General features: G+C 28.3%; 22 protein-coding genes. 8 read left to right on the plus strand and 14 right to left on the minus strand.

The features are described 5' to 3' along the window. Nucleotides 1-121: 121 nt before the first annotated feature. Entirely contained in the window at nucleotides 122-1,579 is a 1,458-nt protein-coding gene (locus AC0B4N_RS03885) for a hypothetical protein (RefSeq protein ID WP_465102529.1), read from the minus strand. A 214-nt stretch (nucleotides 1,580-1,793) separates the two neighbouring features. Continuing rightward, a complete protein-coding gene (gene metK, locus AC0B4N_RS03890) occupies nucleotides 1,794-2,936 on the minus strand; it encodes a methionine adenosyltransferase (protein ID WP_465102530.1) in 1,143 nt (380 codons plus the stop codon). 263 nt (nucleotides 2,937-3,199) lie between these two features. Here metK and AC0B4N_RS03895 point away from each other — a divergent pair, with 263 nt between their 5' ends. From AC0B4N_RS03895 to AC0B4N_RS03905, 3 genes are read left to right on the plus strand one after another with little or no spacing between them, the layout of a single operon-like run. Then, entirely contained in the window at nucleotides 3,200-4,045 is an 846-nt protein-coding gene (locus AC0B4N_RS03895; protein WP_465102531.1) for a Cof-type HAD-IIB family hydrolase, read from the plus strand. Nucleotides 4,046-4,088: 43 nt separating this feature from the next. Further along, nucleotides 4,089-5,237, plus strand: coding sequence for a tRNA uracil 4-sulfurtransferase ThiI (gene thiI, locus AC0B4N_RS03900; RefSeq protein ID WP_465102532.1), 1,149 nt, complete (start codon nucleotides 4,089-4,091; stop codon nucleotides 5,235-5,237). Then, on the plus strand, nucleotides 5,227-6,336 hold the full coding sequence (locus tag AC0B4N_RS03905) for a hypothetical protein (protein WP_465102533.1): 1,110 nt from the start codon (nucleotides 5,227-5,229) through the stop codon (nucleotides 6,334-6,336). The genes thiI and AC0B4N_RS03905 overlap by 11 nt, the downstream gene beginning before the upstream one ends. Before the next feature lie 25 nt (nucleotides 6,337-6,361). On the opposite strand, the gene AC0B4N_RS03910 is transcribed toward AC0B4N_RS03905, so the two are convergent. After that, nucleotides 6,362-6,589 (minus strand): DUF2188 domain-containing protein, encoded by a 228-nt coding sequence (locus tag AC0B4N_RS03910; RefSeq protein WP_465101735.1) that lies wholly within the window; start codon nucleotides 6,587-6,589, stop codon nucleotides 6,362-6,364. A gap of 1 nt (nucleotide 6,590) precedes the next feature. Beyond that, the gene (locus tag AC0B4N_RS03915; RefSeq protein WP_465102534.1) at nucleotides 6,591-7,037 is read right to left on the minus strand and encodes an RpiB/LacA/LacB family sugar-phosphate isomerase; all 447 of its coding nucleotides are present in this window, start codon (nucleotides 7,035-7,037) and stop codon (nucleotides 6,591-6,593) included. Nucleotides 7,038-7,382: 345 nt separating this feature from the next. On the opposite strand from AC0B4N_RS03915, the gene AC0B4N_RS03920 reads away from it, so the two are divergent. The 4 genes from AC0B4N_RS03920 to ptsP all read left to right on the plus strand — a co-directional run bounded on the left by AC0B4N_RS03920 (nucleotide 7,383) and on the right by ptsP (nucleotide 12,769). Next, nucleotides 7,383-9,389 (plus strand): S8 family serine peptidase, encoded by a 2,007-nt coding sequence (locus tag AC0B4N_RS03920; protein ID WP_465102535.1) that lies wholly within the window; start codon nucleotides 7,383-7,385, stop codon nucleotides 9,387-9,389. Beyond that, entirely contained in the window at nucleotides 9,373-10,137 is a 765-nt protein-coding gene (locus AC0B4N_RS03925; RefSeq protein WP_465102536.1) for a hypothetical protein, read from the plus strand. The genes AC0B4N_RS03920 and AC0B4N_RS03925 overlap by 17 nt, the downstream gene beginning before the upstream one ends. 96 nt (nucleotides 10,138-10,233) lie before the next feature. Continuing rightward, on the plus strand, nucleotides 10,234-10,941 hold the full coding sequence (locus AC0B4N_RS03930; protein WP_465102537.1) for a pseudouridine synthase: 708 nt from the start codon (nucleotides 10,234-10,236) through the stop codon (nucleotides 10,939-10,941). A gap of 124 nt (nucleotides 10,942-11,065) precedes the next feature. Beyond that, nucleotides 11,066-12,769: a phosphoenolpyruvate--protein phosphotransferase gene (gene ptsP / locus AC0B4N_RS03935; RefSeq protein WP_465102538.1), complete on the plus strand. Its 1,704-nt coding sequence runs from the start codon at nucleotides 11,066-11,068 to the stop codon at nucleotides 12,767-12,769. Between the two features lie 36 nt (nucleotides 12,770-12,805). Here ptsP and AC0B4N_RS03940 read toward each other — a convergent pair whose 3' ends face one another. The 5 genes from AC0B4N_RS03940 to AC0B4N_RS03960 all read right to left on the minus strand — a co-directional run bounded on the left by AC0B4N_RS03940 (nucleotide 12,806) and on the right by AC0B4N_RS03960 (nucleotide 18,746). Continuing rightward, complete coding sequence (locus AC0B4N_RS03940) at nucleotides 12,806-13,051, minus strand: hypothetical protein (RefSeq protein ID WP_465101742.1); 246 nt, start codon at nucleotides 13,049-13,051, stop codon at nucleotides 12,806-12,808. Nucleotides 13,052-13,141: 90 nt separating this feature from the next. Next, nucleotides 13,142-14,398 (minus strand): YitT family protein, encoded by a 1,257-nt coding sequence (locus tag AC0B4N_RS03945; protein WP_465102539.1) that lies wholly within the window; start codon nucleotides 14,396-14,398, stop codon nucleotides 13,142-13,144. Nucleotides 14,399-14,480: 82 nt separating this feature from the next. Next, nucleotides 14,481-15,128: a signal peptidase II gene (locus tag AC0B4N_RS03950; protein WP_465102540.1), complete on the minus strand. Its 648-nt coding sequence runs from the start codon at nucleotides 15,126-15,128 to the stop codon at nucleotides 14,481-14,483. Further along, nucleotides 15,109-17,772, minus strand: coding sequence for an isoleucine--tRNA ligase (ileS, locus tag AC0B4N_RS03955; protein WP_465102541.1), 2,664 nt, complete (start codon nucleotides 17,770-17,772; stop codon nucleotides 15,109-15,111). Before ileS ends, AC0B4N_RS03950 begins: the two co-directional genes overlap by 20 nt. 182 nt (nucleotides 17,773-17,954) lie before the next feature. Continuing rightward, nucleotides 17,955-18,746, minus strand: coding sequence for a hypothetical protein (locus AC0B4N_RS03960; protein WP_465102542.1), 792 nt, complete (start codon nucleotides 18,744-18,746; stop codon nucleotides 17,955-17,957). A 478-nt stretch (nucleotides 18,747-19,224) separates the two neighbouring features. On the opposite strand from AC0B4N_RS03960, the gene AC0B4N_RS03965 reads away from it, so the two are divergent. Continuing rightward, nucleotides 19,225-20,406 carry an IS3 family transposase gene (locus AC0B4N_RS03965; protein WP_465101581.1) on the plus strand — a complete coding sequence of 394 codons (1,182 nt, stop codon included), beginning with the start codon at nucleotides 19,225-19,227 and terminating at the stop codon, nucleotides 20,404-20,406. 72 nt (nucleotides 20,407-20,478) lie between these two features. On the opposite strand, the gene AC0B4N_RS03970 is transcribed toward AC0B4N_RS03965, so the two are convergent. The 5 genes from AC0B4N_RS03970 to AC0B4N_RS03990 form a co-directional block, all read right to left on the minus strand. Then, entirely contained in the window at nucleotides 20,479-21,270 is a 792-nt protein-coding gene (locus tag AC0B4N_RS03970; RefSeq protein WP_465102543.1) for a hypothetical protein, read from the minus strand. After that, nucleotides 21,239-23,059 carry a S8 family serine peptidase gene (locus AC0B4N_RS03975; protein ID WP_465102544.1) on the minus strand — a complete coding sequence of 607 codons (1,821 nt, stop codon included), beginning with the start codon at nucleotides 23,057-23,059 and terminating at the stop codon, nucleotides 21,239-21,241. Before AC0B4N_RS03975 ends, AC0B4N_RS03970 begins: the two co-directional genes overlap by 32 nt. A 310-nt stretch (nucleotides 23,060-23,369) precedes the next feature. Beyond that, nucleotides 23,370-23,729, minus strand: a complete 360-nt coding sequence (locus tag AC0B4N_RS03980) for a hypothetical protein (protein WP_465102545.1) — start codon at nucleotides 23,727-23,729, stop codon at nucleotides 23,370-23,372. A 75-nt stretch (nucleotides 23,730-23,804) separates the two neighbouring features. Beyond that, nucleotides 23,805-26,132: a PTS sugar transporter subunit IIABC gene (locus AC0B4N_RS03985; RefSeq protein WP_465102546.1), complete on the minus strand. Its 2,328-nt coding sequence runs from the start codon at nucleotides 26,130-26,132 to the stop codon at nucleotides 23,805-23,807. 202 nt (nucleotides 26,133-26,334) lie between these two features. After that, on the minus strand, nucleotides 26,335-26,556 hold the full coding sequence (locus AC0B4N_RS03990) for a phosphopantetheine-binding protein (protein ID WP_465102547.1): 222 nt from the start codon (nucleotides 26,554-26,556) through the stop codon (nucleotides 26,335-26,337). Between the last annotated feature and the right edge of the window lie 4 nt (nucleotides 26,557-26,560).

Below are 26,560 nucleotides of genomic sequence, written 5' to 3' on the forward strand. Positions count from 1 at the left end.
ATATATATATATATATATATATATAAAGTGTAAAAAAATATGCTTTAAAAATTATACAACTTTGTATAAAAAAGTTAAGAAAATCACCTAAAAATGTATTTTAGGTGATTTGTAGCTTATTTTATTCATTAACTGTTGTTGTTTCAACTTCAGCAAAATTCGGTGCTACTTGGCCGTTAGTGTATTGGTAAGCAGGCCAATCATACTTGTAAATGGTATATTCAAAAGACTTACGCAAACGAGCATCAGCATTAAATTTCCAGTTAACATTTGAAATAAATTCATTAGTTCGAATCGTAATAGTGGTATTTTGAGAAGTTTTATAATTAGTTAAATCAAGATTACGGTCATTTGGACTAACTGAACCAACTACCGGGTGTTCTCTTGAGGCAACTTGATCTGTTTCTGATTTAAATAACGTTATTTTTCATTTTTGGTTTCTACCACCAGATTTGAATAATCCTGAGTTATTGTATATATCAGCCATCTTAGTTGCAAAAGTGGTAACTTCTTCTGTAGTGGCATGATGTTTTAAATAACCAAGATAATTAATCATATCTTGTTTATCTCAACCATCAATATACATACGAATATCTGTATTTGCACCATTACCTGTGGTTATTAATGATTTGGTATTTATAATAACTTTGAGTTTTTTAACTTCTTCAGGCTGAGTTACAGTGCCACCATTAGAACCATTATTTTGCTGTGGATCTTCTGGTTGGGCACCAGTAGTGTTATTTTGGTTTTTTTCTAGTTCTGCAACCTTAGCTGCTTTTTCGTCTAAATTACGTTTTTCAGTTGTTAATCTTGGTTTAACAGAATCAACTAAAAGTTCATAATCACTTAAAGCGGCATTAATTAGATCTTTATCACTTATAGTGATATTAATTAATTCTTTATTCAAGATTGTTGCATGTTTTGATTTAAAATTATCAATTGCTTGATTACGTATTTTTTCATCACTTTCAGCTTGTTCAAGTTCTTGAACGCGTTTTATTTTATCATCTAGATTTCGTTTTTCGTTACTTAACTTAGCTTTAGTACTAGTTTCCAATAAACTATAATCGCTTAAAGCATTGTTGATATCTTGCTTATCACTAGTGGTAATATCAAAAACTGACTTACCAAGAATAAGATTATGTTTTTGTTTAAAGTTCTTTTCAGCATTATCCTCATTTGTGCCAGGATTATCTGTTTTCACAGGAGGAGTATTTTGATTATTAGCATTATTTTCTAAAGCTGTGATCTTAACTAATAATCTTGCCAAAAGATTTTTCTCAGCAATCAACTTATCTTTAAATTGCTCACTGAGTTCATCGTATTTAACTAGTGCAACATTTACTTTAAATTTGTCTTCTAAAGTAATGTTATCTTCTGTTTTAGATAATACTTCTTGATGGTCCTTTCGATATTTTGTTTCCACATTTTCAACTTGTGAACGTCTTGGAGTTGCGCTAACTGCAATAATGGTAGTTAAAATAGAAATACCTAATGCACTTGCTCCACCAATAAGGATTAATTGTTTCTTAGTTAATTTTGACAATTTATCCTTCATGTTCTGGATTGAGTTTTTCATGTTTGTGTTATATAAAATTCCTTTCAATTAAATATTATTTGTCACGGTTTAATTATAGCATATATATATATATATATATAAAATATTAAATTAACCCCAAAACGTATTATATAGGCACAAAAGAAATAATTTTAATTTTTTTATATTAAAAAAATATTTAAAAAAGAAATAAAACTATCAAATAAACAGATAAAAAGATAAAGAATTAATATCTTTATCTTTTTAATAATTTTTCTTTTAATTCCAAAATCTCAGTTACTTTATTCAATCTTTCTCATGGTAGATCTAAATCATCACGCCCAAAATGTCCAAAGTAGGCTGTTTTAGCATAAATTGGTTTTTGTAATTCTAAAGTATCAATAATTGCTTTAGGTCTTAAATCAAATAATTGGTGCACAATTTGGTAAATAATATCTTTTGAAACTGTTTCAGTTTCAAAAGTTTCTATCAAAATTGAAACTGGTTTTGCGATTCCAATTGCATATGAGATTTGGATTTCAAGTTTACTAGCTAAATTTGCTGCAACTAAGTTTTTAGCTACTCACCTTGCAGCATATGCACCAGAGCGATCAACTTTAGTAGCATCTTTGCCACTAAAAGCTCCGCCACCATGCCTAGATGCTCCGCCATAAGTATCGACAATAATCTTACGACCAGTTAATCCAGTATCACCAATTGGTCCGCCAACTACAAATTTACCTGTAGGATTAATTAAAGTATGTTTTGGAGTATCCAAATCATACTTTGCTAAAACTGGTTTAATAATCTTTTCTTTAATATAGTTTTTAAATTCACTTTCAACATATTTTTCACTATGTTGAATACTCATTAAAACTGTATCAACTAAGATTTGCTTTGGATCAGTGTAATCCAAAGTAACTTGTGATTTCATATCAGCTTTAGCTCATTTAAAATCCTGGCTAACTCTTAAAGTTTCAGCTTTTTTGACCAATTCATGGGCTAATGTAATAGCTAAGGGCATATAACCCTTAGTTTCATTAGTGGCATAACCAAACATAATCCCTTGGTCACCTGCTCCTATTTCATTATTATCTAAAATAACTCCTTGAGAAATATCTGGACTTTGACGGCGTATATCAGTAATAATACTGGTATGACTGGTAAAATAATTTAATGATTTTAAGATATTAATAATTATTTCAACAACATAAATATCCGCTTTTGATTGAACCTCTCCAGCTACAAAAATAATATTGCCACTTGCTAATGTTTCAATAGCAACTTTTGAATCAGGGTCTAATTTTAGATACTCATCTAAAATTGCATCTGAGATTTGGTCACATAATTTATCAGGGTGCCCACGCCCCACTGATTCACTAGTAAATAAATTTTTCATAAATAAAAACCTCGCATTCTTTTATGTGAGGTATAAAGACATTTACAGTATGTTAAGTTGATCCAACTTCTGGCTATCCACCTTACACTTTGTGCAGGTTGGCGATGGTTAAAGCTGCCTAGCTACCACCTTCTTTATACCTTGTTTTGTTTATTATATTACAAAATATAAAAATATCAAAGCTATTTAATATTTTTATAATGCAAATTATTTTAGTTATTTGCAACCAAATAAAATATATATGGTTTATAATAATAATTAATATGAGAAACGCAGCAATTTTTAGTGATGTTGATGGAACAATTTATCCATTTCCATCAAAAATCTTACCTGAAAAAAATAAATTAAAAGTTAATGAAATAGTTCAAAAAGGTGTTAATTTTGTAATTAGCACAGGAAATGGGCCATACCCAAAAATTAAAAAACTTGCAAAAACCTTGGGCGCAAGATATATATCTTTTTCTAATGGTGCATTTTTATATGATAATTTAAATCAAGAAATTTTAAATATTGAATATATTGATCATAATGAGGCTCAAAAAATATGATCTTTAGCTAAAGAATTTAACTTACCATTGTATTATTTTGGGACAGAAAGATTTTTTTTAAAAGATGCAACTAAAGAACAAAAACAATTCTTTACAGATTTTTGTGAATATGAAGCATGGATTGAAGGTGGCTTAATTCCTGATGATTTGCATAAAATTGAAATTTATGGTGATCCTAAATTATTAAAAGCATTTTATGATAAAGCATTAGAGCAAAAAATTAACCTTAACATTGTTTTATTAGCAAGACATATTGAAATAACTAAATTAGGTATTTCAAAAGGTTCAGGTCTTAAATGATTTTGTGAAAAGATTTTTAATTTAGATGTTAGCGATGCAATGGCAATTGGGGATAGTCAAAATGATATTTCAATGTTCCAAATGGCTGGATATTCATATGCAATGGAAAATACAGATCCCGAAACTATGCAATATGCTAAATATTATACATCAAGCGTAGAACAAGCCGGACTTGCTGAAGCAATTGACGATTATTTATACCGCATTGATTGAGATTTAAAAAGAGAAATCTCGCAACAAGGACCCAAACATTCTAAATAGTCAACGTGTTGACTATTTTTATCATATATTATAAGGAGGTAATATGTATCAAAAAATCTTAATTCGCTATGGAGAATTAGTCTTAAAAAAGAAAAATCGTAAAACTTTTATTAATTATTTAGCAAATAATATAAAGCATATCTTAGGCGAAGCACCAGAAGTAGAATTTGACCGTATGTATGTAACTTATTCCAAAGAAAATTTAGAAAATTTAAAATATGTCTTTGGAATAAGTTCTTATTCACCAGTTTTAGTTCTTGAAAATAATTTAGATAAATTTAAACAATCATTAAATGTTTTATTGAATAAAAATACTAAAACATTTAAAATAGCCGCAAGGCGTAATTATAAAGCTTTTGAATATACTTCAAATGAGTTAAATCATAATTTAGGATCATATTTATTAAAAAATTATGATTTAAAAGTGGATGTACATGATCCTGATCAAATTTTTTATTTAGAAGTAAGACAAAAAGCCTCATATATGTTTAGCAATTATATCAAAGGACTAGGGGGGCTGCCTGTAGGTTCATCAGGTAAAATCTTACATTTATTATCAGGAGGTTTTGATTCCCCAGTTGCAGCTTGGCAATTAATGAAGCGAGGTTTAAAAGTTGATTTTTTAAGTTTTATGACTCCGCCGCAAACTGATCAATTAACATTAGATAAAATTCACAACATAGTTAAAACCTTAAATAAATATCAAATTACGAGTAATTTGATTATTGCAAATTATTCTCATTTGATGAATTATATTGCATTTGTGTCAAAAGAATCATATAAAATAACTTTAATGCGCCGCAGTTTTTACAGAATTGCAGAGCAAATAACTTTAAAAAATAAAATATCAGGTATTTCAAACGGCGAAAATTTAGGACAAGTTGCCTCGCAAACCTTAGAATCAATGCACGTGATTGGCTCAGTGACTACCTTACCAATCTTACGACCTTTATTAACATTTGATAAAAATGAAATTATTCAAATTGCTAAAGATATTAATACATACCAAATATCAATTGTTCAAGCTAACGAAACTTGTGAATTATTTGCACCTAAAGAGCCTGTAACTAAGCCGTCTCTTGCAGTTGCAAAATTATTAGAACAAGAACTTAATCAACTTCCAGATTTAGAACAAGAGTTAATCAATAAATCTTTAGAATATCATAAATATAGTTTAAAAGATGAAAACTAAAATTTACATTGATTTTGAAGCTATTACTTTTAATTATTTAACTCCCTTAAATTATGTATATTTTAAAGAATTACAAGATCAAAAGCTTGACTTGCCCTTTTGTTATACACTTGGTGTTGTAAACTCAAAAAATAAATTAAAAACAGTCTCGCGAACTTTTGATCTTAAACCCATTGTAAAGTTTAAACCCTTTGATGTTTTTTGAACTAAAGCAAAAACATTATTTTTAAAAGATTTGAGGATTTTATTGCATACTAAAAATCTAGATTTTAATCAAATTGAATTTTATTCTTGAAATAATTCGCTTGAATCAAAATTATTAACAAAGTTTTTTAATGTTGAATCAAATGACTTATCAAAAGGGCGCTCAATTTCACTTGATAAATTAGTTCCATTAAATGAATTTGAAGATGATAATTTTCAAACTATAATTAATATGCAAACCAATAAACTTACCAAGCGCATTAAATTTCAAGATAATGATAGCAAAGGAAAAATTGCAGCATGCCTAGGTGCTTTAATCATTGCTTGTCAAAATAGTTTTTATGCTCGCAACCTTAAAATATCTAAACCCTTAACACAAAAACAAATTGATGATATCTTAGCAGTTATTTTAGCTTATAATAAAAATGATGTTTTAAAATTACATTATGTGGATATGCATAGCCAGCAAACCACAGAAATTATTAATAAAATAACGAAGTTAAACCATAATAAATCTAAAATTATTAATGAAATTAATAAATTATCTAGTTGGATTAAAGACCTAGAAATTGCTCATACAGAATATAAAATCTCGTATAATATGACTTTGCAACAATTAATGGAATATTTAAATAAAGCCATTCAAAATTTAGAAACTCACAACTTTAATCCTAAACAACCTTCTAATCAACATAAGTTTTATAACAAACTACTTTTATTAGTTGTGCGCCGTAGTAAATTTGATTTATATATTAAAAACCTTGATGCTAAATTAAATACTTTAAAACAAAATTTGCTACATGCTATTATTTTATTAAATCAAAAATTAGAATTAGCAAAACAAGAAATTGAGCAAACTCCACAAAAAATAATTAGAAAAAACCAAGCCAAGTAAAATTGGCTTGGTTTTCTAAATAAAATTATTTGTCTTTGTAGCCTTTGCCATCACGGATTTTTCCATTTTCTCCGTGAATATAAAAAGTTCCACTGTGTTTTTTAGCTAATTCTCTTGCATAAGGAATAGCTTCTTTTTGTGTATCGAATAAACTAGTCGCTCTTTCAGCTCCTTCACGGTACACTCTTCATTTATCTTTTTCTTTATCTTTTGTGATATGTCAAACAGGTCTTAATTCTTTTTTGTCTTCCATTTTACACCTCCTGGTCTAGTTGTTCTATTCTAACTTGGTGTCTGCCACCTTCAAATTCTGTTTTAATATATTCATCAACCATAGCCTTTGCTTCATCAAATGATACTTGACGCCCGCCAAATACAAGCACATTAGCATTGTTATGTTGTTTTGCTAAGTGAGCATCTTCAAGTGATACTACTCTTGCTGCTCTAATTGCTTTATGACGATTTAAAGCATAAGAGATGCCCAGCCCAGTACCACACATAGCAATCCCAAAATCTGGTTGTTCTTTAGTAATGTAATTGGCTAATTTATGACCTTGTTCAGCATAACTTACTGAATTAGCATCAGTATCAGGTCCTAAGTCTACAATTTCATAACCTAGTGATGCTACATATTCTTTTAGCTGCTCTTTCAATGCAAAAGCTGCATGATCGCTTGAAAAAGCAATAACTTTTTTCTTCATTATACTCCTATTAGTTGTGTAAGTTCAATATCTTTAGTATATAAATTATACATTAAAATTAATAATAACAAAAATCATATGAATAAATGTTATTTTTAGCTTTATGTATAGTGCCAAAAAATTAAATAACATTTATATATACTGATGACAAATTAATTTAACGTTATTTATTTAATAAACAAGTATTAATTCTTGTATTTAGTAGATATTATGAAATTAACTAAATCCAGAAATCACATATGTTATAATTATTATAAGCGAATCAAAAAAACTTTATCTTTTAATTAAAATGCTTATATTAAAGTTTTTCGCTAAAGTAAATACATAAATATTTAAGGAGATATTATGACTAAATTAAAATTGAAAAAATTGGTTATATGACCAGTTACAACATTAACAGGATTAGCAACTTTATTTGCAATTGCTCCGTATAATTCTGAGCAAAAAATAACTAATTGGTATGAAAATGTTGCTAATGATAAATTAGAAGTTAGAGGTCAATCAATTATAAGTGCCCAAAATTATAATAGATTAGAAGAAGAAATAGCAATTGATAATAACTTTGAACTTAAATTGTTATTAAATCCTGGTTTTCAATCAGCAAATGAAGATTTTATAAAACAATTTAATAATAGTTTTAAAGAAAAAATAACTAATACAGGATTGGTTTTTAAGTCCATAAAAACTAGTTCAATTATGCCAATTATTTGACTGTATTTTAATAATGAACAAGATAGAAAAGAGTTAGTTGCAAAAATAAAGAACTGGCCTGAGATTTTTAAATTCATATTGTACAAAAATGAAATTAAGCCTAATCTATATTGAACAAATAATCAAAGTGATTATTACAGTAGAGCATACCCATACAATAATCAAGCACCTAGCAAAAATTTAAGAGAATTCCACGATTCAGCCCAAAAAAATTTATGAATTGTAAAGGGTGGTTCTGATATATATGTTCCTAACAAACCTACCATTAAAGTTGGTGTCTTAGAAGTGTGGAAAGGATCATTTAATGAGAAATATAAGGAATTTTTCGATAAGGGTATTAACATAAATGAGTTAAACTCAAGCGGAGTAGGTGAGGATGCTTATAAATATAGAAATCACTCAACAAATGTTTCTATGATTTTGGGAAGTCGCTTTGGAATTGATAAAAATACTCATGTCCATTTATCCACGTTTAGTAACGATAATGAATGATACCGAGCAATTAATAAAATGATAAATAATGGTATAAGAGTAATTAATCATAGTTATGGACCATCTATCGGTAAAAAGAAGGATGGAGCAAACTATATGGGATATACAGAAAATGCTTATTTCCTTGATTATATTTCTCGTAAATATGGTGTTATAAATGTAATGTCTGCAGGAAATGATGCTAAACATTCAAAACACTTGATATCAAATAAAACACTTGCCTTTAACTCTGTAGTGGTTGGGTCACTTCATGATTTTGCATCAAGTTATACTAGAAAAACTAATGTAATTGCTGAATATAGTAATTATAAATTAGAAGATTCTTACAGTAATTTGGCAAAACCATTAGTAGTTGCTCCTGCTAAGTTTTATAATATTTTTTATGATTCTAAATATGACGATCCGAAATTAATGTATATGAACGGTACAAGTTATGCAGCACCTGTAGTAACAGGACTTATATCTAGTTTACTCGCACTGAAGCCAAACATAAATGATAGTGAATTTAAAACCCCACTTATAAAAGCAATATTATCAGCTTCTGCAGTCAGCCCACAACTTGATGATTTAATTTATAAATCAAGTGGTTATGAACAAAAATATGGGGCCGGAACTGTTGACTTTAGTGAAATGCTCAATGCTGCGAATAACTCTTCAACAATTAAAATCCACCCTACACAAGAAACTGGTTTTATATTTACAAGTCAAGAGTTGAATTTAGAAAGAAATCAAACAATTAAAATTTCTAGTTCCTGAACTTTTAATGCTGGACAGTTAAAAAATAATGAACTTAGTCCAGGTTATTGAAATTATGCATTTCCTTCCATTAAGGCTTTTAATCCAACTTATGAACAAGCCGAATGAAATAAATCACATATTAATGAAACAAGGCTGAAAAAAGATGAAACAATAAAGCGCCAAGGTGGAAATTTGTTTACTGATTATGATTTATATCTTGAACACTTGGATTCAAACGGATCTTGAGTAACAACTACAAAAATTAGTGCTGCTCAAACTAATGATGAACTTATTGAGTTTAAAGTTAATTCACCAGGTAAATATAGATATAGAATAAAAAAATACAATAAAAATACATTTAATAATTCTGTAGAGGATTTAATAGCGGTTACACATGTTATCAAAAATTAAAAAAATAGTATTATTTTCAATATCAATTTTAATTTCAGTCTCTGTTTATTCGTGCACAAATACATATACATATACAACTCCACAAGCTTCATGAAAACAAAAAGTTAAAGATGATATAGAAAAAATTTATAAGAAAGCTTTTGATAAATTCACAAAATTTATAATTAGAGCTAGATTTATACCTCCTACAGCTAACGAAAATTTTGACAAAATTATGAATGGTAACTATAATATAATTAATTTTGGGTTCTTTGATCCTGTTGCTGAAAGTAAAAAATTCCATGATTGGATTAAAATCCAAAACAAGGATGATTTTGATCAAATTATTATCAAAAGATTTCAAGAATTAAATAATCGTAATGATGTACATACTGATGAAACTGAAATAAGAGAGTATTTTCAAAAAGTATATTTAAAAAATCAAGACGTGTATGATTTTTTAAAAAACAATGATATTTATATCACAGATTCTACTTCTAATTTTGCATATTGATACATCGTGCCTTTTGAAGAGAATAACTCAGTAGTTTTAAATATAATTGATGATGTAATACCTAGAGTTGAACCTGCTGCATTAAGTTATCATACAACATGAGGTGTATTTAGTTTTCCTAAAAATAAAGATATTACAGTTAAAAATATAAAAGTCGCTAGAAACAATGATGATGAAATCGCTTATTTAGAGAAGTTTAAAGCTGAGCTCTATAATTGGTATAACAACGAATATAAGAAATATTATAATGATTAAAATGTAGTTAAAAGTTATATGAAAGATAAAATCTTCATATAACTTTTTTTATTATCAAATAGTGTTATTTTTAACTTATTGAACTATAATTTAAACATGAAACAAAGGATTGATAAATTTATATCTCATAATACTAATCATTCACGAAATGAAGCAAAAAAATTAATAAATAAAGGTAAAGTTAAAGTAAATAATGTAATTGCTAAAGATCCAGGTTTAATAATTGCATTACAAGATCAAATTATAGTTAATGATGTAATTATAAAAAATAATCAAGAAATTTATCTGATTTTAAATAAACCTAAAGGTTATATTTGTGCAAATTTTGATAAAATGCATCAAACTGTCTTTGATTTACTGCCTGAACATTTAAAATCACTTAATAATATTCATACAATTGGCCGCCTTGATTTGGATACTACTGGCCTATTAATTATTACTACTGATGGCAATTTAACTCATAAGTTAACAAGCCCTAAAAAAGATTTATTGAAAACGTATTTTGTAACAGTTGATAAACCCTTAGATAAAAACTTGATAAATATTTTCAAAGCAGGGTTTGACCTTGGAGATTTTTATACTTTACCAGCTTACTTAACTATTTTAGATAAATTTCATGCAAACTTGAAAATATCTGAAGGGAAATTTCACCAAGTAAAACGGATGTTTGCAAAATTTGGATATACTGTAACAGACTTAAAACGAACTAAAATAGGGTTTTTAAGTTTGTCTAATGATTTATCTGAAGGAGAATATAAAATCCTAAATAAAGAAGAATTAATTAAATTAATATTTGAAAAATAAAATATGGAAACAATTCCACCTTTTTTTATTTTTCTTTGTATAATCTATTTAATTATTAATATTTTCTATTAAAATATAACATTATAGAATTTAAAGCAAATTAAAAATATATGAGAGGTATATTATGAATATTAAAGGTATCGGAGCATCAAAAGGTGTAGCAATTTCAAAAATCTTCAAAATCGAAGAATTACCGGTTGAAATTACTCAAAAAACTAATGATGTACAAGGTGAACTTAATTTATATCAAGAAGCAAGAGAAAAAGTTGTAGCAAAAATTGAGCAAACTAAAAAACTGGCACAAGACCCAGAACATGCTGCAATCTTTGAAGCACATATTGGCTTTGTCAATGATCCTTTTGCTATTGAAACAATTGAAAATAATATTAAAAATAATTCTGAAACAACAGAATATGCTGTTAAAGAATTTTACACGAGTTTTGCAAGTACTTTTGAAATGATGGATGATGAATATATGCGTGAAAGGGCCGCTGATATCAAAGATGTACTTAAAAAACTTTTATACGTTTTAAATGGCTTAGAAGAACCTGATTTAGCTAATATTAGCGAGGAAGTCGTTATTGTTTCTCAAGATCTAAGCCCATCACAAACAGTACAATTAAACAAAGAATTTGTTAAAGGATTTGTAACCAATATTGGTGGACCTACATCGCATACAGCTATTATGTCCCGTAGCCTTGGAATTCCATCTGTAGTTGGAGCTGCAGGTGTTATGGAACATGCAGTGCATGGGGATTTAATCGCCTTAGATGGAGCAACTGGAGAAGTTATTTTAAATCCTAATGAAGAGCAAACTCAAAAATTCCAGGTTGCAAAAGAAAAATATTTAAATTATTTGGCAATGCTTACAAAGTTAAAGGGACAAGAATCAAAAACTCTTGATGGTAAACATGTAGAATTAGCCGCTAATATTGGTACACCAAAAGACTTACCTGGTGTTATTGACAATGATGCTGAAGGTATTGGATTATTTAGATCAGAATTTTTATACATGGATAATGCTAATTGACCAACTGAAGAAGAACAATTTAATGCTTATAAAGCAGTAGTTGAGGGCATGAAAGGTAAAAGAGTTGTTATTAGAACTTTAGATATTGGTGGTGATAAAACCTTAAAATACTTTAAATTCCCAGAAGAAATGAATCCATTTTTAGGTTACCGTGCAATTAGATTTTGTTTACAAAACTTAGATATTTTCAAAACACAATTACGTGCCTTAATTCGTGCTAGTGAATTTGGAAAAGTTGCAATTATGTTCCCAATGATTACAAACGTACGTGAATTTTTAGATGCGAAAGAAGTATTTATAAAATGTTACAATGAATTAAAAGATCAATATCCAAACATTAAACCAATCTATGATATAGAAGTTGGATTAATGATTGAAACTCCTGCAGCAGCTATTTTAGCAGATAAATTTAGTGAACATGCCGACTTTGTTTCAATTGGTACAAATGATTTGATTCAATACTCGATGGCAGCTGATCGTATGAATGAAAATATTTCTTATTTATATCAACCATTAAATCCATCAGTTTTACGTTTAATTAGTCATGTAATTAAAGGTGCTCATAAAAATGGTAAATGAGCAGGTATGTGTGGTGAAATGGCTGGTGATAAACGTGCTATCCCACTTTTAGTAGGTTTAGGCCTTGATGAATTTTCAATGAGTGCAAGCAGCGTTTTAAGTGCTCGTGACTTAATTAATAATTTAAATTATGAACAAATGAAAGATTTAGCAAATCGTGCTTTAGACTTAAGCACACAAGATGAAGTATTAGCATTATTAAATGAAGAATTAGTATAAGAAAAAGTTGGTTATCCTTATAACCAACTTTTTATATTAAAAAAAGTTAAATCCGCTTGGTGTTTGGTTGGTATCTTGTTTTTTAGTATTGTCTCATTTAAAGGTTGTTAATTTATCTTTTACTTCGCCATCGATCGAAAAGGCAGCTTTAAAAAATCCTAAAATTGATGCTAAAGAATTCATTAAAACTGGGATACTGGAAACTATGGCACTAATACTAAAAGCAGCATTAGTTTGCTTAAGTTCTTGTTCATCTAATTTTTCTAAATTACTTAATTTCATGCTTATTTCTCCTTCCGTTTAATTGATAAATTATTTTTATATGCAAAACTAAAAAAGTAAAAAAATAAGACCATAATTAGGTCTTAGTAATTATTGTTCAACATAATCAGTGCTAAACAACCCTTGGATCTGAGTTACTTTTTCAACTGAGATTCAAATTTTAGGATCCATTTGTTTTAAATCTGCAATAATATTATTTGCTTCTAAGCTTAAAAGCACTGTGACGATTTTGGTTCCTTCTTGATTTGTATAACCAGAGATATATTTTTCAATGCGATATGAATGTCAAAAATTAATTAATTTAAAATATGCAATGACAATCTCGGGATTTGAACTAATAATAGTTAATGAAACTTTCTTATATTTCGGGTATAGTAAATTTACTACTAAATTTACTACAATAATATATATAAAAGTAGTAATTTCACGCATACCAAAATAAATCTTTGATTCATAATAATTTTTGGTAATGAGTTCATGTTGCTTAGTTACTGCTTCAAGATTTTGGTTAATTCCTTTATAATCATGTAATTGTGCATATTCTTGAGAATTTAAAGCCATAATTTGCTGAATTGTTAAAGGTTCTTCTTTTAAATAATTTGGCTTAATAAATGCAAAAATAATTAAGAAAACTAAGGCACTCGCAAAACCTAGAGTTGATAATACTTGACCAATACTTTTTTTAGCTTTAGTTGAAAAATAATATCCAATAATATCAGTCCCACCTGTTGAGCCACCAGATTTTCAAGCCAATGAAATTCCAAGGCCCACTAATGAAGCTCCGATAATTGCATTAATTAAATTACTTCAATTTGTGTATGGTAAGTATTTTTCAGTTAAGACAATTTTATCTTTAAACCATTCTGAGACTTCTGGAGTAGTAAAGATCAGGTTAGTTAAAATTTGAAATAACATAAAAATAAAAGTAAAGAGGATAAAACTTAGTTTTACTTTTTTAAAAAAGATTAAAAATAGCGGTAAATTACAAGCTAAATAAATTAAAGCAAAATAAGGTTCAGTTGCTGGTACGATATATTGAATTAAAGTGGGGATTCCAGTTACCCCTGAAGGAATTGTTTCAGCAGGTTTTAAGAATACTTGAATTCCACCATTAAATATAAGGGCTGCTCAAAAGAGCATAAAAATTCTAAATCAATATCTTTGGACAATTTCTTTAAAAGATAATTTTCCTTTTTGACAGTTATGCAAGTATTTCCCCATTTTAAATTTTAATAATTCAGCATTATTAGCACAATTATCAAGTTTTTGCTCTAAATTATTTGCCTGACTATCTTTATTTAAAAAACTAAATAAGATATTTTTTTGTTTTTCTTGGCTTTGGTCCATATTGGGAATATTTTACTTTATTTTTTAAAAAAATAAAGTATTAAAATATTTAAAAACCTGGACCATCTTTAGTCCAGGAAACTTAGGCAACTAAGTGTTGAATATTAGAATAAGTTTTTTTACGAGAAGAGAAGAAAGTGTAAATTGTAAAACTAATAATGCCCATCATTATCTCAACATCAGCTATGTTAAAAGTTCCTGAATTAGCACTAAAAGTAAAGTAAAAGACATCTTTAACATGTGTTTGAAAAATAAAGCGATCGATCATATTTCCAGCAACTCCAGCTAAAATATTACCTAAAATTATTCCTCCTCCATAACCTAAATTACGCCAAATTAAAGGGCTAATTAAGACTACAGTGCAAAAGACAACACTTAATCCTTGAATTAAAAATTGATTTCTTGTCTTAACTAATGTAACTCCTCCATGCCAAATACTTCTGATTCCTAAAAATCCGTACACTGGTCATTGATCAGGGTTATTTGGTCAAATGCTTTCAGCTCACACAAAGCTTCCATCATGTGTTACAACATATAATCGATCATTAATTCAGACTTTATCATCATTTATAACAGAACCATGTTCAAATAATAAGGTTTTAGTCAATTGGTCAAACAAAAATAAGATTAAAAATGAAACAAATAAAACTAAATATATACCAAGAATTTTATATTTATTTGCCTTAATATAATTAAGGTTTCTATCTAATCTATGTTTCAAGTGCTTCATGACATTTCTCACATATATCATTTTTAATAGTATTTGGTTCAAAATGATTTCAACATCTTAAACATTTTAAAGATTCAAATTTTTGCACTTTTAATTCTTTGCTGTTAGTTAGTTTACCAACACCAAGTAAATTTTTAAAATCTAAATCTTGGTAAGCAGTATATTTATCAAAATCATAACAAAGTTCTAATTCATTAGAACGTTTAACATTACCCATTTTAATTGCATTTTCAATTAATAAATTTACTTGTGACCTAAATTCAAAGAATCCTTGATATTTTTTTAAAATTTCATAGTTAACTGATTGTTGTGATACTGTTTCTAACCTTTCAAGCATTACTGATTCTTCTTTAGTTGCTTTGGGGAAGTGACTATAGGCTTCTTCGGCAGTTGTTGGTAAAATTGGTGCTAGTGCAACAATTAAGAATTCAGCAATTTCAAACATATTTGCTAAAGTCATTAAGCACTCAGGATCATTAAACTTACGTACATATAAAATATCTTTAGTAACTGATAAATAAAAACTTGATAATTCGACGATATAATTATTGACCAATTTAATTACATTAATAAATTTAAATTGATCATATGCATTTTGTACATTATATTTTAATTCATTAAGTTGTTCTTTAATAAATAAATGTATACCACTCCGTTTAGTATTTGGGTCATATTGGTAATTATGTAAATTGCCAAGTAAAAACCTAATAGTATTACGTATCTTACGGTAAATTTCAGTATTTTGGTCTAAAATCGTGTCAGAAATTGTGACATCATTAGTATATTCACTATTTGCTACTCATAACCTTAAAATATCTGCACCACGTTTTGAGACCACTTCTAAAGGCGAAATAGTATTTCCTTTTGATTTAGACATTTTTTCACCTTTTTGGTCAAGGGTAAATCCATGTGAGATTAAATTCACATATGGACTAAATCCATTATAAGCTACTGAATTAATTAAAGATGAGTTAAATCACCCACGGTACTGGTCTGACCCTTCTAAGTAGACACTATATGGAGCTTGTGAAAATCCTCCATCAATATCAGTTGCAATTGATGAAACTCCTGAATCAAATCAAACATCCATAATATCCATTTCTTTTTTATAACCTAAATTACGGTATTGCTCAGGTAATAATTCATCAGCGGTTTTTTCTCATCAAACATCAGTACCATATTGACCTACTAAATCAATTACATAATCAAAGATATCTTCTTTGATTACTGGATTATCATTTTGGTCATAAAAGAAAATTAACGGAACACCTCATGATCTTTGACGCGAAATAGTTCAGTCATTGCGATTTTCAATCATTTTCGCAATTCGCTTTTTAGCCCACGGAGAATGTGTAATTACATTATTTTCAATTTGGTCTAAAATCTTATCCCTAATTTTATCAATTGATACAAATCATTGCGGAGTTCCACGGAAAATAATTGGTTTATGGGTTCTTCAATCATGTGGATATGAGTGTTTAAATCGTTTGAAATTTAATAAAGCGTTACCAAGAAACTCCGAAATTTGTTTATTAGCATCATCGTAAAATAAACCATCAAATTGGGTATTTGTATTATAAATATAACCTTTATCTGAAATATGCATAATCATATTTAAGTTATTTTGTTTTCCAATTAAAAAGTCATCTTCTCCAAATAATGGTGCAATATGAACAAGACCTGAACCACTTTCAGTAGTAACATGGTGCCCAAGCACAACTGGTGCAGCTTGTTTTAAAATTGGAGTTTGATATCAAATATTGCTAATTTCTTTCCCTAAAAACCTTGTAACTACTTCATAAGTTTCTCAGCCAATTGTTCCAGCAACACTATCAACTAATTCACTTGCAATAATATAATATTGATTATTTGCCTTAACTCTTGCATATTCAATATTTTCACCTAATGCAACAGCAGCATTGGCAATTAAAGTTCATGGAGTTGTTGTCCAAATAATTAAATTATCATCAACTAAAATATTTAGAAAATCTGAGCTTTTTACTTTAAAAGCAACAAAGATTGAAGGAGATACTACATCATGATATTCAACTTCAGATTCAGCCAATGCACTTTGTGAACTTGGTGATCAATAAACTGGTTTTAATGCTTTGTAAACTAAACCATCTAATGCAAATTTCTTAAGCACTTTTAATTGTTCTACTTCATATTGTTTATCCATCGTTACATAAATCTTATCCATGTCGGTAAAAATTTGTAATAAACTAAATTGCCCTTTTTGACGAATAATTTGTTCACTTGCATATTGTGCTGCTCGTTTACGCAATGTTACAACATCCAAATCTTCTTGATGTAAATTAGCATCACTTAGCATTTTATGTTCAATAGGTAAACCATGAGTGTCTCAGCCAAGTACAAAAGGAGAATAAAATCCTTTTAAAGTCTTATAACGCACGATAATATCTTTTAAAATCTTATTGAGTGCATGACCAATGTGAATATCCCCATTTGCATATGGTGGACCATCATGTAAAATAAATTTTTTATTATTTTTATTTTTTAAAATAGCTTTTTGGTAAATTTTTGATTCTAATCAAAAATTTCGGTAACTAGCCTCTTTATTTGTTAAATTAGCCCTCATTTCAAAATTAGTTTGGGGCATGTTTAAAGTTTTTTTATAATCCATAAATAACTCCTTTAATATCAAAATTTATAATATATAAAATTGTTTATATTATATAAGATAATTGTGTTTATTTTAATATTAATCTAAAAAAGTCTATAAATAGATTTATAACAAAGAATAATTCAAAATTGATACAAAAAAAAGACCCATTATTTATTTAATAGGTCTTATAATCTAAATTATTAAGATTCTTTATAAAATTTTTTGTATTCATCTTGATATCATTTTAAAAGGTTATTTTTAAAATTAATTATTGATTGCCTTCTATCTGATAATCTCTGGTATGGAAATTGATTAAATTTAACTGTTTTGTCTTTAGGAATCAGGAAAACTCCTCAAGTTCGCCTTGATATTAATCCATGGGGTTGCACTTGAGGCAAAACAAAAGGAATTAAATTAATAATTTGTGAATCTTTGTTTTTAAAAGGGATAACAAATTCATGAATATTATCAACAGAAAAACCACTAGAGTCTATTATATAAATATGATTTTGGTTTAAGATCTGATCGATAGGCTGATTGTTTAAATATAATTTTTCAAATGTTTTTTGTATTTCTTCATTAGATGCAACAGTGTTATTAAAATTATTTAATTCTTTATATCTTTTTATAATAAGATCATCAAAATCTTCTTTATTAGAGATTTGGACATATTTACGATATAAAACTCTTTGATCATTAAGGTCAAAAAAATCAAAATTAAAAACACTATAAGGCATATGGTTAATATTTTTCAAACTTGTAGGTGTCATGAAAACACCTTCTTTAATATAAGAACGGAATGTTGACGTTAGAGATGTATAAATATTTCAAAGTTCCTTATAAGCTTCATCATATTCCTTATCTTCCTTGTTTGTTTCATCTTTAATATCTGGTTCAGATTCATTATGTTGAATACTAGAGCATGAGTAAGTAAAAAAGGTCATAAAAAGGGGTGTTAAAGTTCCTATGATAAATTTTAATTTATTTTTCATGGCGTACCACATGTGTAACAGCAAGTAAGTCATCAACAGAGTTTTCATATGCAAGAACTTAATATTGATAAAGGAATTAATTTACTTTTTTTAAATTTCATGTTTTGTATCCTTTCTTTTTTTACTTATGTAGATTTTTTAGCTATTTTTCTAGAGTTGTTACATAAAAAACCTACATTTTAATTATACCAAAGTTTATTCTATTTTTTGAATTTTTCTTTGGTCTATGGTACTTTACGAAAAATAAATATTACTATCTTGACACATATAAATCTAACATTTTATTGCTTCAATTTCGCACGCCTTAATAACCTTAGAACAATTATATAAATCTACAAATTACTGATAAAAAGGTAAATTATCATAATGAAAAAAAGTTAACATTATTAAAGCCGGACAGAAAAGTTAACATGTAAATGTTAGCTTTTCTGTTACCATTCGTTGGTACCAACGAAGAATTTTTTTGAAAGGATAAATTATGTCAAGACATTTAAAGAAAGAAGAATTTGCAAAAATATATGAAGAATATCAAAAATCAGGTTTCCCAGGTGCTTTCCAAGCTATTTACCAAATATCACCAGAAACAAAAAACTTACAAAGAAATAGTGTAAAAGTTAGAATTAATAAAATAATTAAGTATTATAATTTAGGTATGGAAGACTTATTGCAGACAAAGAAAGGTGAAAGCCGTAAAAAAGGAAGCGGCAAACCTAAGACGAAAAGAGAACCAAATTGAGATATTTTTGATCGTGATGATTTGTTACAAATAGCTAAAAGATATTATGAAATTACCAACGAATTACCTAAAAGTAAGAAAGTTATTGAATCTAAAAGTTTTAGTATAAGTTATGTTAAGCTTGCAGAAGTTTTTGGCATTTCTAGACAAACAATTTCTAAAACTCAAAATATTAAAATTGCACAAAAACTCCCTAAATATAGTGATGTAATCGAAAAATCGTTCGCAGAAACAAAGTCAAGATATGGAAGGTTAAAACTAAGTGTTTACATATCTAAAAAATACAAAATAGATATAAACGAACGTTCATTAGGGAGATATATGAACCTTTTAGGCCTAAAATGTAAGCTTAGACAAAAATCAAAACGAAAAGAAATTAAAAATCTATCTACTCAGATTGATAACTTCGTAAATCGTGATTATAATGATCAAAACAATCGAAATATTTATGCAACTGATGTTTCATATATAAAAGCGCCAAAAGATGTGTTAGAATCACACGTTTATTTGTCTGCAATTTTGTCTCATAAAACTAAACAAATTGTTGGTTTTAAATTATCAAAAAGTAATAATCTAGAACTAGTTTTAGACAATTTAAATTCATTAAAGCAATACAAATACAAAAACTTTATCATTCACTCAGATCATGGCTTTCAATATACACATCATCAATATATTAAAGAAGTTAAAAATCTTGGTGGGATTATTTCGTTATCAAGAGTGGGAAATTCTCTTGATAATCGAGAAATTGAATATTGGTTTGGAATCATTAAAACTGAATTATTAAATGATTTAGATTATTCAAAAATAACATTTAATGAACTTAATGATATGATACAAGAATATGTAATTTGGTACAACAATGACCGAATTCAATCAAACTTAAACTGAAAAACTCCACAGCAATTTGCTATGGAATTATAAATAACTAAAATGTTAAATTTTGCTGTCCATGTTTATATCTTGTTAACCTTTTTTAAATAAATTATTGTAATGTTAAGTTTTGGTAAATGAAAAATCGTAATTTTTAATATCTGAAAGTTTATCTATAACTATGTAATGTACCGTTGATGTACCACTTAAAACTTGATCTTCTGCAGCACTTCTTGAACCTTTTTCTCTAATTTCTACCCATTTATATTGGAGATTAATCAAATTATTTGTTATATCAATTTTTTTAATTCAATATCCTGAATCCTTTACAACTGAATTAGAGGTGTTTGTTACATAGTTCAGCCCGTTTATAACTAAGATTGAAGATTTACTAAAATCAATGTTCTTAAAAATATCTTTAATGTCAATGTATTTATCAGAAGATAACTCATCTTTTGAGTTTATTAAACTAAATATATTACTTTTATTGATTTTTATATTTTTTACTTGCCATTTATCAATAACCTCTTTTTGAGCATCTCTTAATTTTGCATACTTTGCATCACTATCTTTTTCATCATAATACGTTGTTGGTTTATGATATTCATTATAAGCATCATTATACTTTTTTATAATTTCTGCATGTTCGTTTTTAAAAGCATCATCAAAAAGAGCACTTTTTTCAATTTCGTCATAGAAAACTGAAGATCATAAGGCATTTTCATAATCAGGTGCACTATTTGGATAATGAAATCTAACCACTCTTTGACCCCCATCTGTTTTTGATTCTGAAAAGTAGGGTTCACTTGTTGTATTAGAACAAGATACTGCAGATAGTGTAGCCAAAGCTAGGGCAGGAACACTGAACAAGTAAAATAATCTTTTAAGTTTGATTTTTTGCTCTTTTAATCGCATATGTAAACGCTAAATCCCTTTTTATATCATTACTATCGTATCTTAAAAGATTGAAATTGTAATATCCACTTTTTTGTGCTGTAAATTCTACAGTTTCTGTGTTTCTCTCACCTAAAGTAGATCATGTTAATAAAGAATTACCTGGATCGTAAACTTTTAAATCAAAATCAACTATATTTTGTTTATTTCTTACTTCTGCTAATCATGAAATATTTGCTCTAATTGTATCTCCTTTATTTAAATAAATGCCATGGTTTGCAGTAAATTTAGGTCCCGTTTTTTTATGGTATTTAAGATTTTTAACAGCTTGATCCACAAATTCAAACTGAGGTATTCCAAACCCTGTTTCATTAGTATAAACAGAATTTGTGTATCTTGGTTTTACAGATCCTGAAATTATTGCAGATTTAGCAATTATTGAATCATGTCCTAAGTTAAATCAATATGGATTTCTTTGAATAACCATTGATGTTAAGGCAGTAATGACTGGAGTTGAAAAACTTGTGCCATGTCCACTAAAATCTACTTCTTTAGTTGTTTTGCTAGAAAAATTATATTCTCCTCCGTATGCTACAGCTGTTAAGTAATTATTCTCACTCCCAACTTGGCTATAACTTGTTTTAGTTTGCCAATAATCATCATTAATAGCACCAACTACAATGCTATTCTTAGATAAACCAGTACCAGCTAATGTTTTATATGGATCGGTTTTTAGCTCATCAGTATTTATTCCTGAATAATTATTACCAGCAGATATAAAATTAACTATTTCAGGATTTGATTTAATTAATTCGTCAAAGTATCTAGAATTAGAATTATAAACCTGATTAGGTATATCATTTTTTGGATCTGTAAAGCCTCAACTATTATTTATAATTTTTACACCTCTGCTTAAGAAAAAGTTCATTTCACCTGCCATCCCATTTCAGTGTGTATTTAATTCAACACTTCATAAAGTAGCTGTTGGATTTATACCTTTTTGACCCACTAAAATTTCACCTACATTATTAGCATGATTACTATATGACTCAGTGTAAAATCATTCATTTCTTCAATGTGCTCCATTGCCATATTTTTTATTTCAGTAAAAAGGAGTTTCATCATTATTAATTACACCTTTAGCTTCTAAAATTCCAACTTTTATAGGATTTTTATTTACATATTCGTTAAAATGGGCATAAATTACATCTTTATTTAAGCCGACCAACTCATATAAATGATAATTGCTATATACAGGCCTAGTATCAAAAGCTATTTCCGGGTTTAGGCGGGGAGGTATTTTAGTAGCAGTGCTTACTATTGAGCTTTGTTTAATTTTATTCTCAATGAAATCGTTAAATGTATAGTCTGTATTAAATCCGTACAAACTTGATACATCCTCATCATCAAGAGCAAATTTGCCTAAGGCTTGCTTAAGAGTTTCATAGTCATTGTTCTCAGTTACAGCTATTGAGATTGTCTTTAAATATTGCCCTGTAACATAAACTAAGTTTTTTTTAGTAGTTTTTAAATAATTTTCTGCTATAACATTAACCTTATCTTCAAGATCAACATGAGACGTACCTTTGAAAATAATATCAAACCGTTTAACACCAATTCCATTTTGGGTGGCAGTTCCTTTGTCTGAATTGCTAATTGTTGAAGTGTTTACGATCTCGTAAAATTTTGAATTAATACTTTCATTTTTTGTAAGTTTTGGGTTATTTTTACCTATTGTTACCATAACTGCAGCAGAGCTTATAGTTAAAATAGGGAATAACCAATATTTAAGTTTATTTTTTGCTTTCATTAGCCTCCTTATTGGTAATTATATATTTATTTTTAAGGATATAATTACCATATTTATTATACCAAATTTTCTTGTGGTGTTTATATAAATAAACTTTCTTGAAAAAAAGTGTCCAATGACGACTATTTAGATCCATATATTAATACCATGAAAGTAAACAGGATCACTAAAATATGGTATGAAGCATTTATGAAAGTACACATAACTGAGTTTATATTAAACCCCATAAGTATTGCAAATTAATTTGGTTCAACTTATGGGGTTTTTATTAAAAACAAAATAGTGTTAAAAATTACAAAAAAGATAAATTTTATAAAGTTGTTAGAGTACTTCCACTTAAAAAAGCAATTGCTCCAACAATAAAAATAACTGCGAGAAAAATATGGGCATTATATTTAGCTCTTTGCCAGGCAGGTAAATATAAGCGGGCATTTTCGTAAGTTACATTTTTACGGCTAGGATTATTTAACTTATATTCATGTAATTGTTTTTCTTTATACTCTTTTATCTTGCGACGGGTATAATTATGCATTGCAAGGCAAATAATTGCAAAAATAATAAATGAAACGGCTAGTAAAATTGCAACTGTTGAATCAATTTTTAAACTACGTTCGCCACTATAAAAAGGATTAGGGTTACTTGATCTTGTAGCTTGTTGAAAATATGTCATAATATTAATATTATAACATAAATGAAAAACATACCAATATGGTATGTTTTTATATATTTAGGTAGTATTTAAATTTTATAGTACTTTTCCAACTAAGGTAGCTTGTTCAACTGAAGATCCAGTGTTTTCTAAAACAACTGTAGTTTTTGCACTTTCAGAAAGGGCAACAACAATAACATCAGTTTTGGCAATACCATTAGCTTTTAAAACATCTAAATCAACAGTAGAAATTTTATCACCTTTTGATACAACTTGGTCTACCTCAACGTGTGATGTAAATCCAAGTCCATCCAGTTTAACAGTATCAACACCAATATGAATTAGTAATGATAATGCTCCACATGTTGACACGATGCCAAAGGCATGTTTAGTTGGGTAGGCTACAGTAATTTTACCATCAATTGGTGCATAAACATCAACTTTACCTGTTTCACCAACTTGGATAGCAAATCCATCTCCTAGTAGTTTGTCAGAGAATACTCCGTCTTGAACTGCACTAATATCAACTAATTTACCTTTTGAAGGACTATATAATTTTATTTCATTACATCGATCTTCAGTTTTTTCTTCAACAACTGGTGCTGGAGATTGAGATCTAAGTAGTGAAATTTGTGATTTAATTTTTGCGTTTAATTGTTCAGCAACTGGACCCATAATTGCTTGTACGTGGTTTGCACCTTCGACTTTAATAGCAACTGCTCCAGCAGCTTTTAGTTTTTCTTCTGATACTTTAGATAAATCTTTAATATCATATCTTAATCTTGAAGCACAGTTGTTAAATGCAACAATATTATCTACTCCACCATAACCTTCAACAATAGCAGCAACTTGTGGATCTACTGTTGTCTTATCTTCAACTTTTTCCGCAGTTTTACCATCTTTTTTGTTTAGGTAGTCTTTTTTAGTAAATAATCTTACTGTTTTTCCACGACCTGGGGTTTCAAGGTTTTGTCATTTGATAATAAATAAGAATCCAAAGAAGTAAATTGGTACATAAGCAATACCAACAAGAAGTGGTCATCAGAAGTTTGTTCCTTTTTGAACTGGAACAATTCCATATAATAACATATCTAATGCTCCACCACTAAATGCCATTGGAATATGCACACCAAGTAAGTTAGCTAATCAGAATGAAATAGCCATCATAACAGCGTGGAATCCTCAGAATAATAATGGTGATAAGAATAAGAATGTGAATTCAATTGGTTCTGTAACACCTGTTACAAATGAAGTAAGTGCAGCAGGGAACACAGTACCAATTGCTACTTTACGGTTTTCTTTTGGAGCAGCTCACACCATAGCAGCTGCTGCAGCTGGTAGTCCAAACATCATTCCTGAGAATTTACCATCGGCAAATCTACCAATTTTCATTCCATTATTTTGTAAGAATGTAAACAATGGAATTGCAAACTTTTTACCATCAGCGGTATAGTCAATAAAGTTTCCGTATTTAAGAAGTTTTAAGGCAGCTGTTGAGTCACCTTGGAATGCTGCTTTATCTAAGTTATAATCCTTTAAAATAGCAGCTGTATTTTCACCAGCAACAACTACAGTTCCAGCAGCTTTAAGACCAGATTCAATAGTTGCACCAGCATCTCCCCCAACTGATGTATATCATAATGGAGAGTAGAATACGTGGTGTAATCCAAATGGAATTAATGATCTTTCGATGTACCCAAAAATTAGGGAATCAAATCCATATGGAGTTCTGCCTAATGCGGCACCTAATTTGTTAAGAATAATACCCACTCATGGTCAGAAAATTAAGAATACAATTGCAAGCAAAGCCATTGCAGGAATAGTTACTAATGCAACAAATCTCTTTCCTCCAAAGAATGAAATAATTTGAGGTAATTGAATTGTGTGAAATTTATTGTATAAATATTGTACAATCATTCCAACTGCAATACCACCAAAAACAGAGGTTTGTAGTGAGGTAAATCCTAATGTTTTACCTACGATTTTAACAAGTTCACTTTTACTACGCCCAGCTCCCTCAAATAAGATAACAACTTGAGGTTGTTTGTCTGGAGTCTGAGATTCAGTAATAAATACTTGTTGAACAGCAACGAATATTAAGTAACCAATAATCGTTGCAAAGACCGCAACACCGGCTTCATCAGTAAAGGCTATAACAAAAGCAATAGCAAATAAAACTGGTAATGCAGCAAACACTGGGTCACCTAAAGTTTGGATAAATTCACCAAATTTCTTAGCACCTTCTGCTGTGCTGTTACTTGCGATAGCAGCACCAACACCAAGGAACAATCCAGCAATTGACATAACTGAAATAGGTAACATAAATGCACCAGAAATTTTAGATAAAATTTGGCGTAAATTACCTTTTTTAGAATTATCACTAGCTTTAGCTGACTTTGATTTAAAAAGTCCTGTGATTGACATTTCTTTTTCCTTTCGTAATTAAAATTCGATATTTGAAATTGTGTAAATATATAAGCATACTCAGATATATATATATATATATATTTACCTTAAAATTATACCACACCCTAGTTTAAAAACATTAAAGCAAAAAATAAATTATTTTTGGATATATAAAAAGTTGGCATTTCCTATTGCCAACTTTAAATTTATATTACTAAAACTAATTAAGTTTTTCTTGAATTAAATCAATTACACTCTTAATTGTAGTTAAAGATAATAATTCTAGATCGCTAATTGAAATATTAAATTCTTCTTCTGCTTCAATAATAACTTCTGCTAAATCTAGAGAATCTATTTTTAAATCTTTAATAAAATCATGTTCACTAACTTTCTTTTTAGTCAAAGATTCAAATTTTGCAATAATTTTGTCTCTTGTATTCATATGC

This window comes from Mycoplasma sp. 13536, from assembly GCF_055523495.1.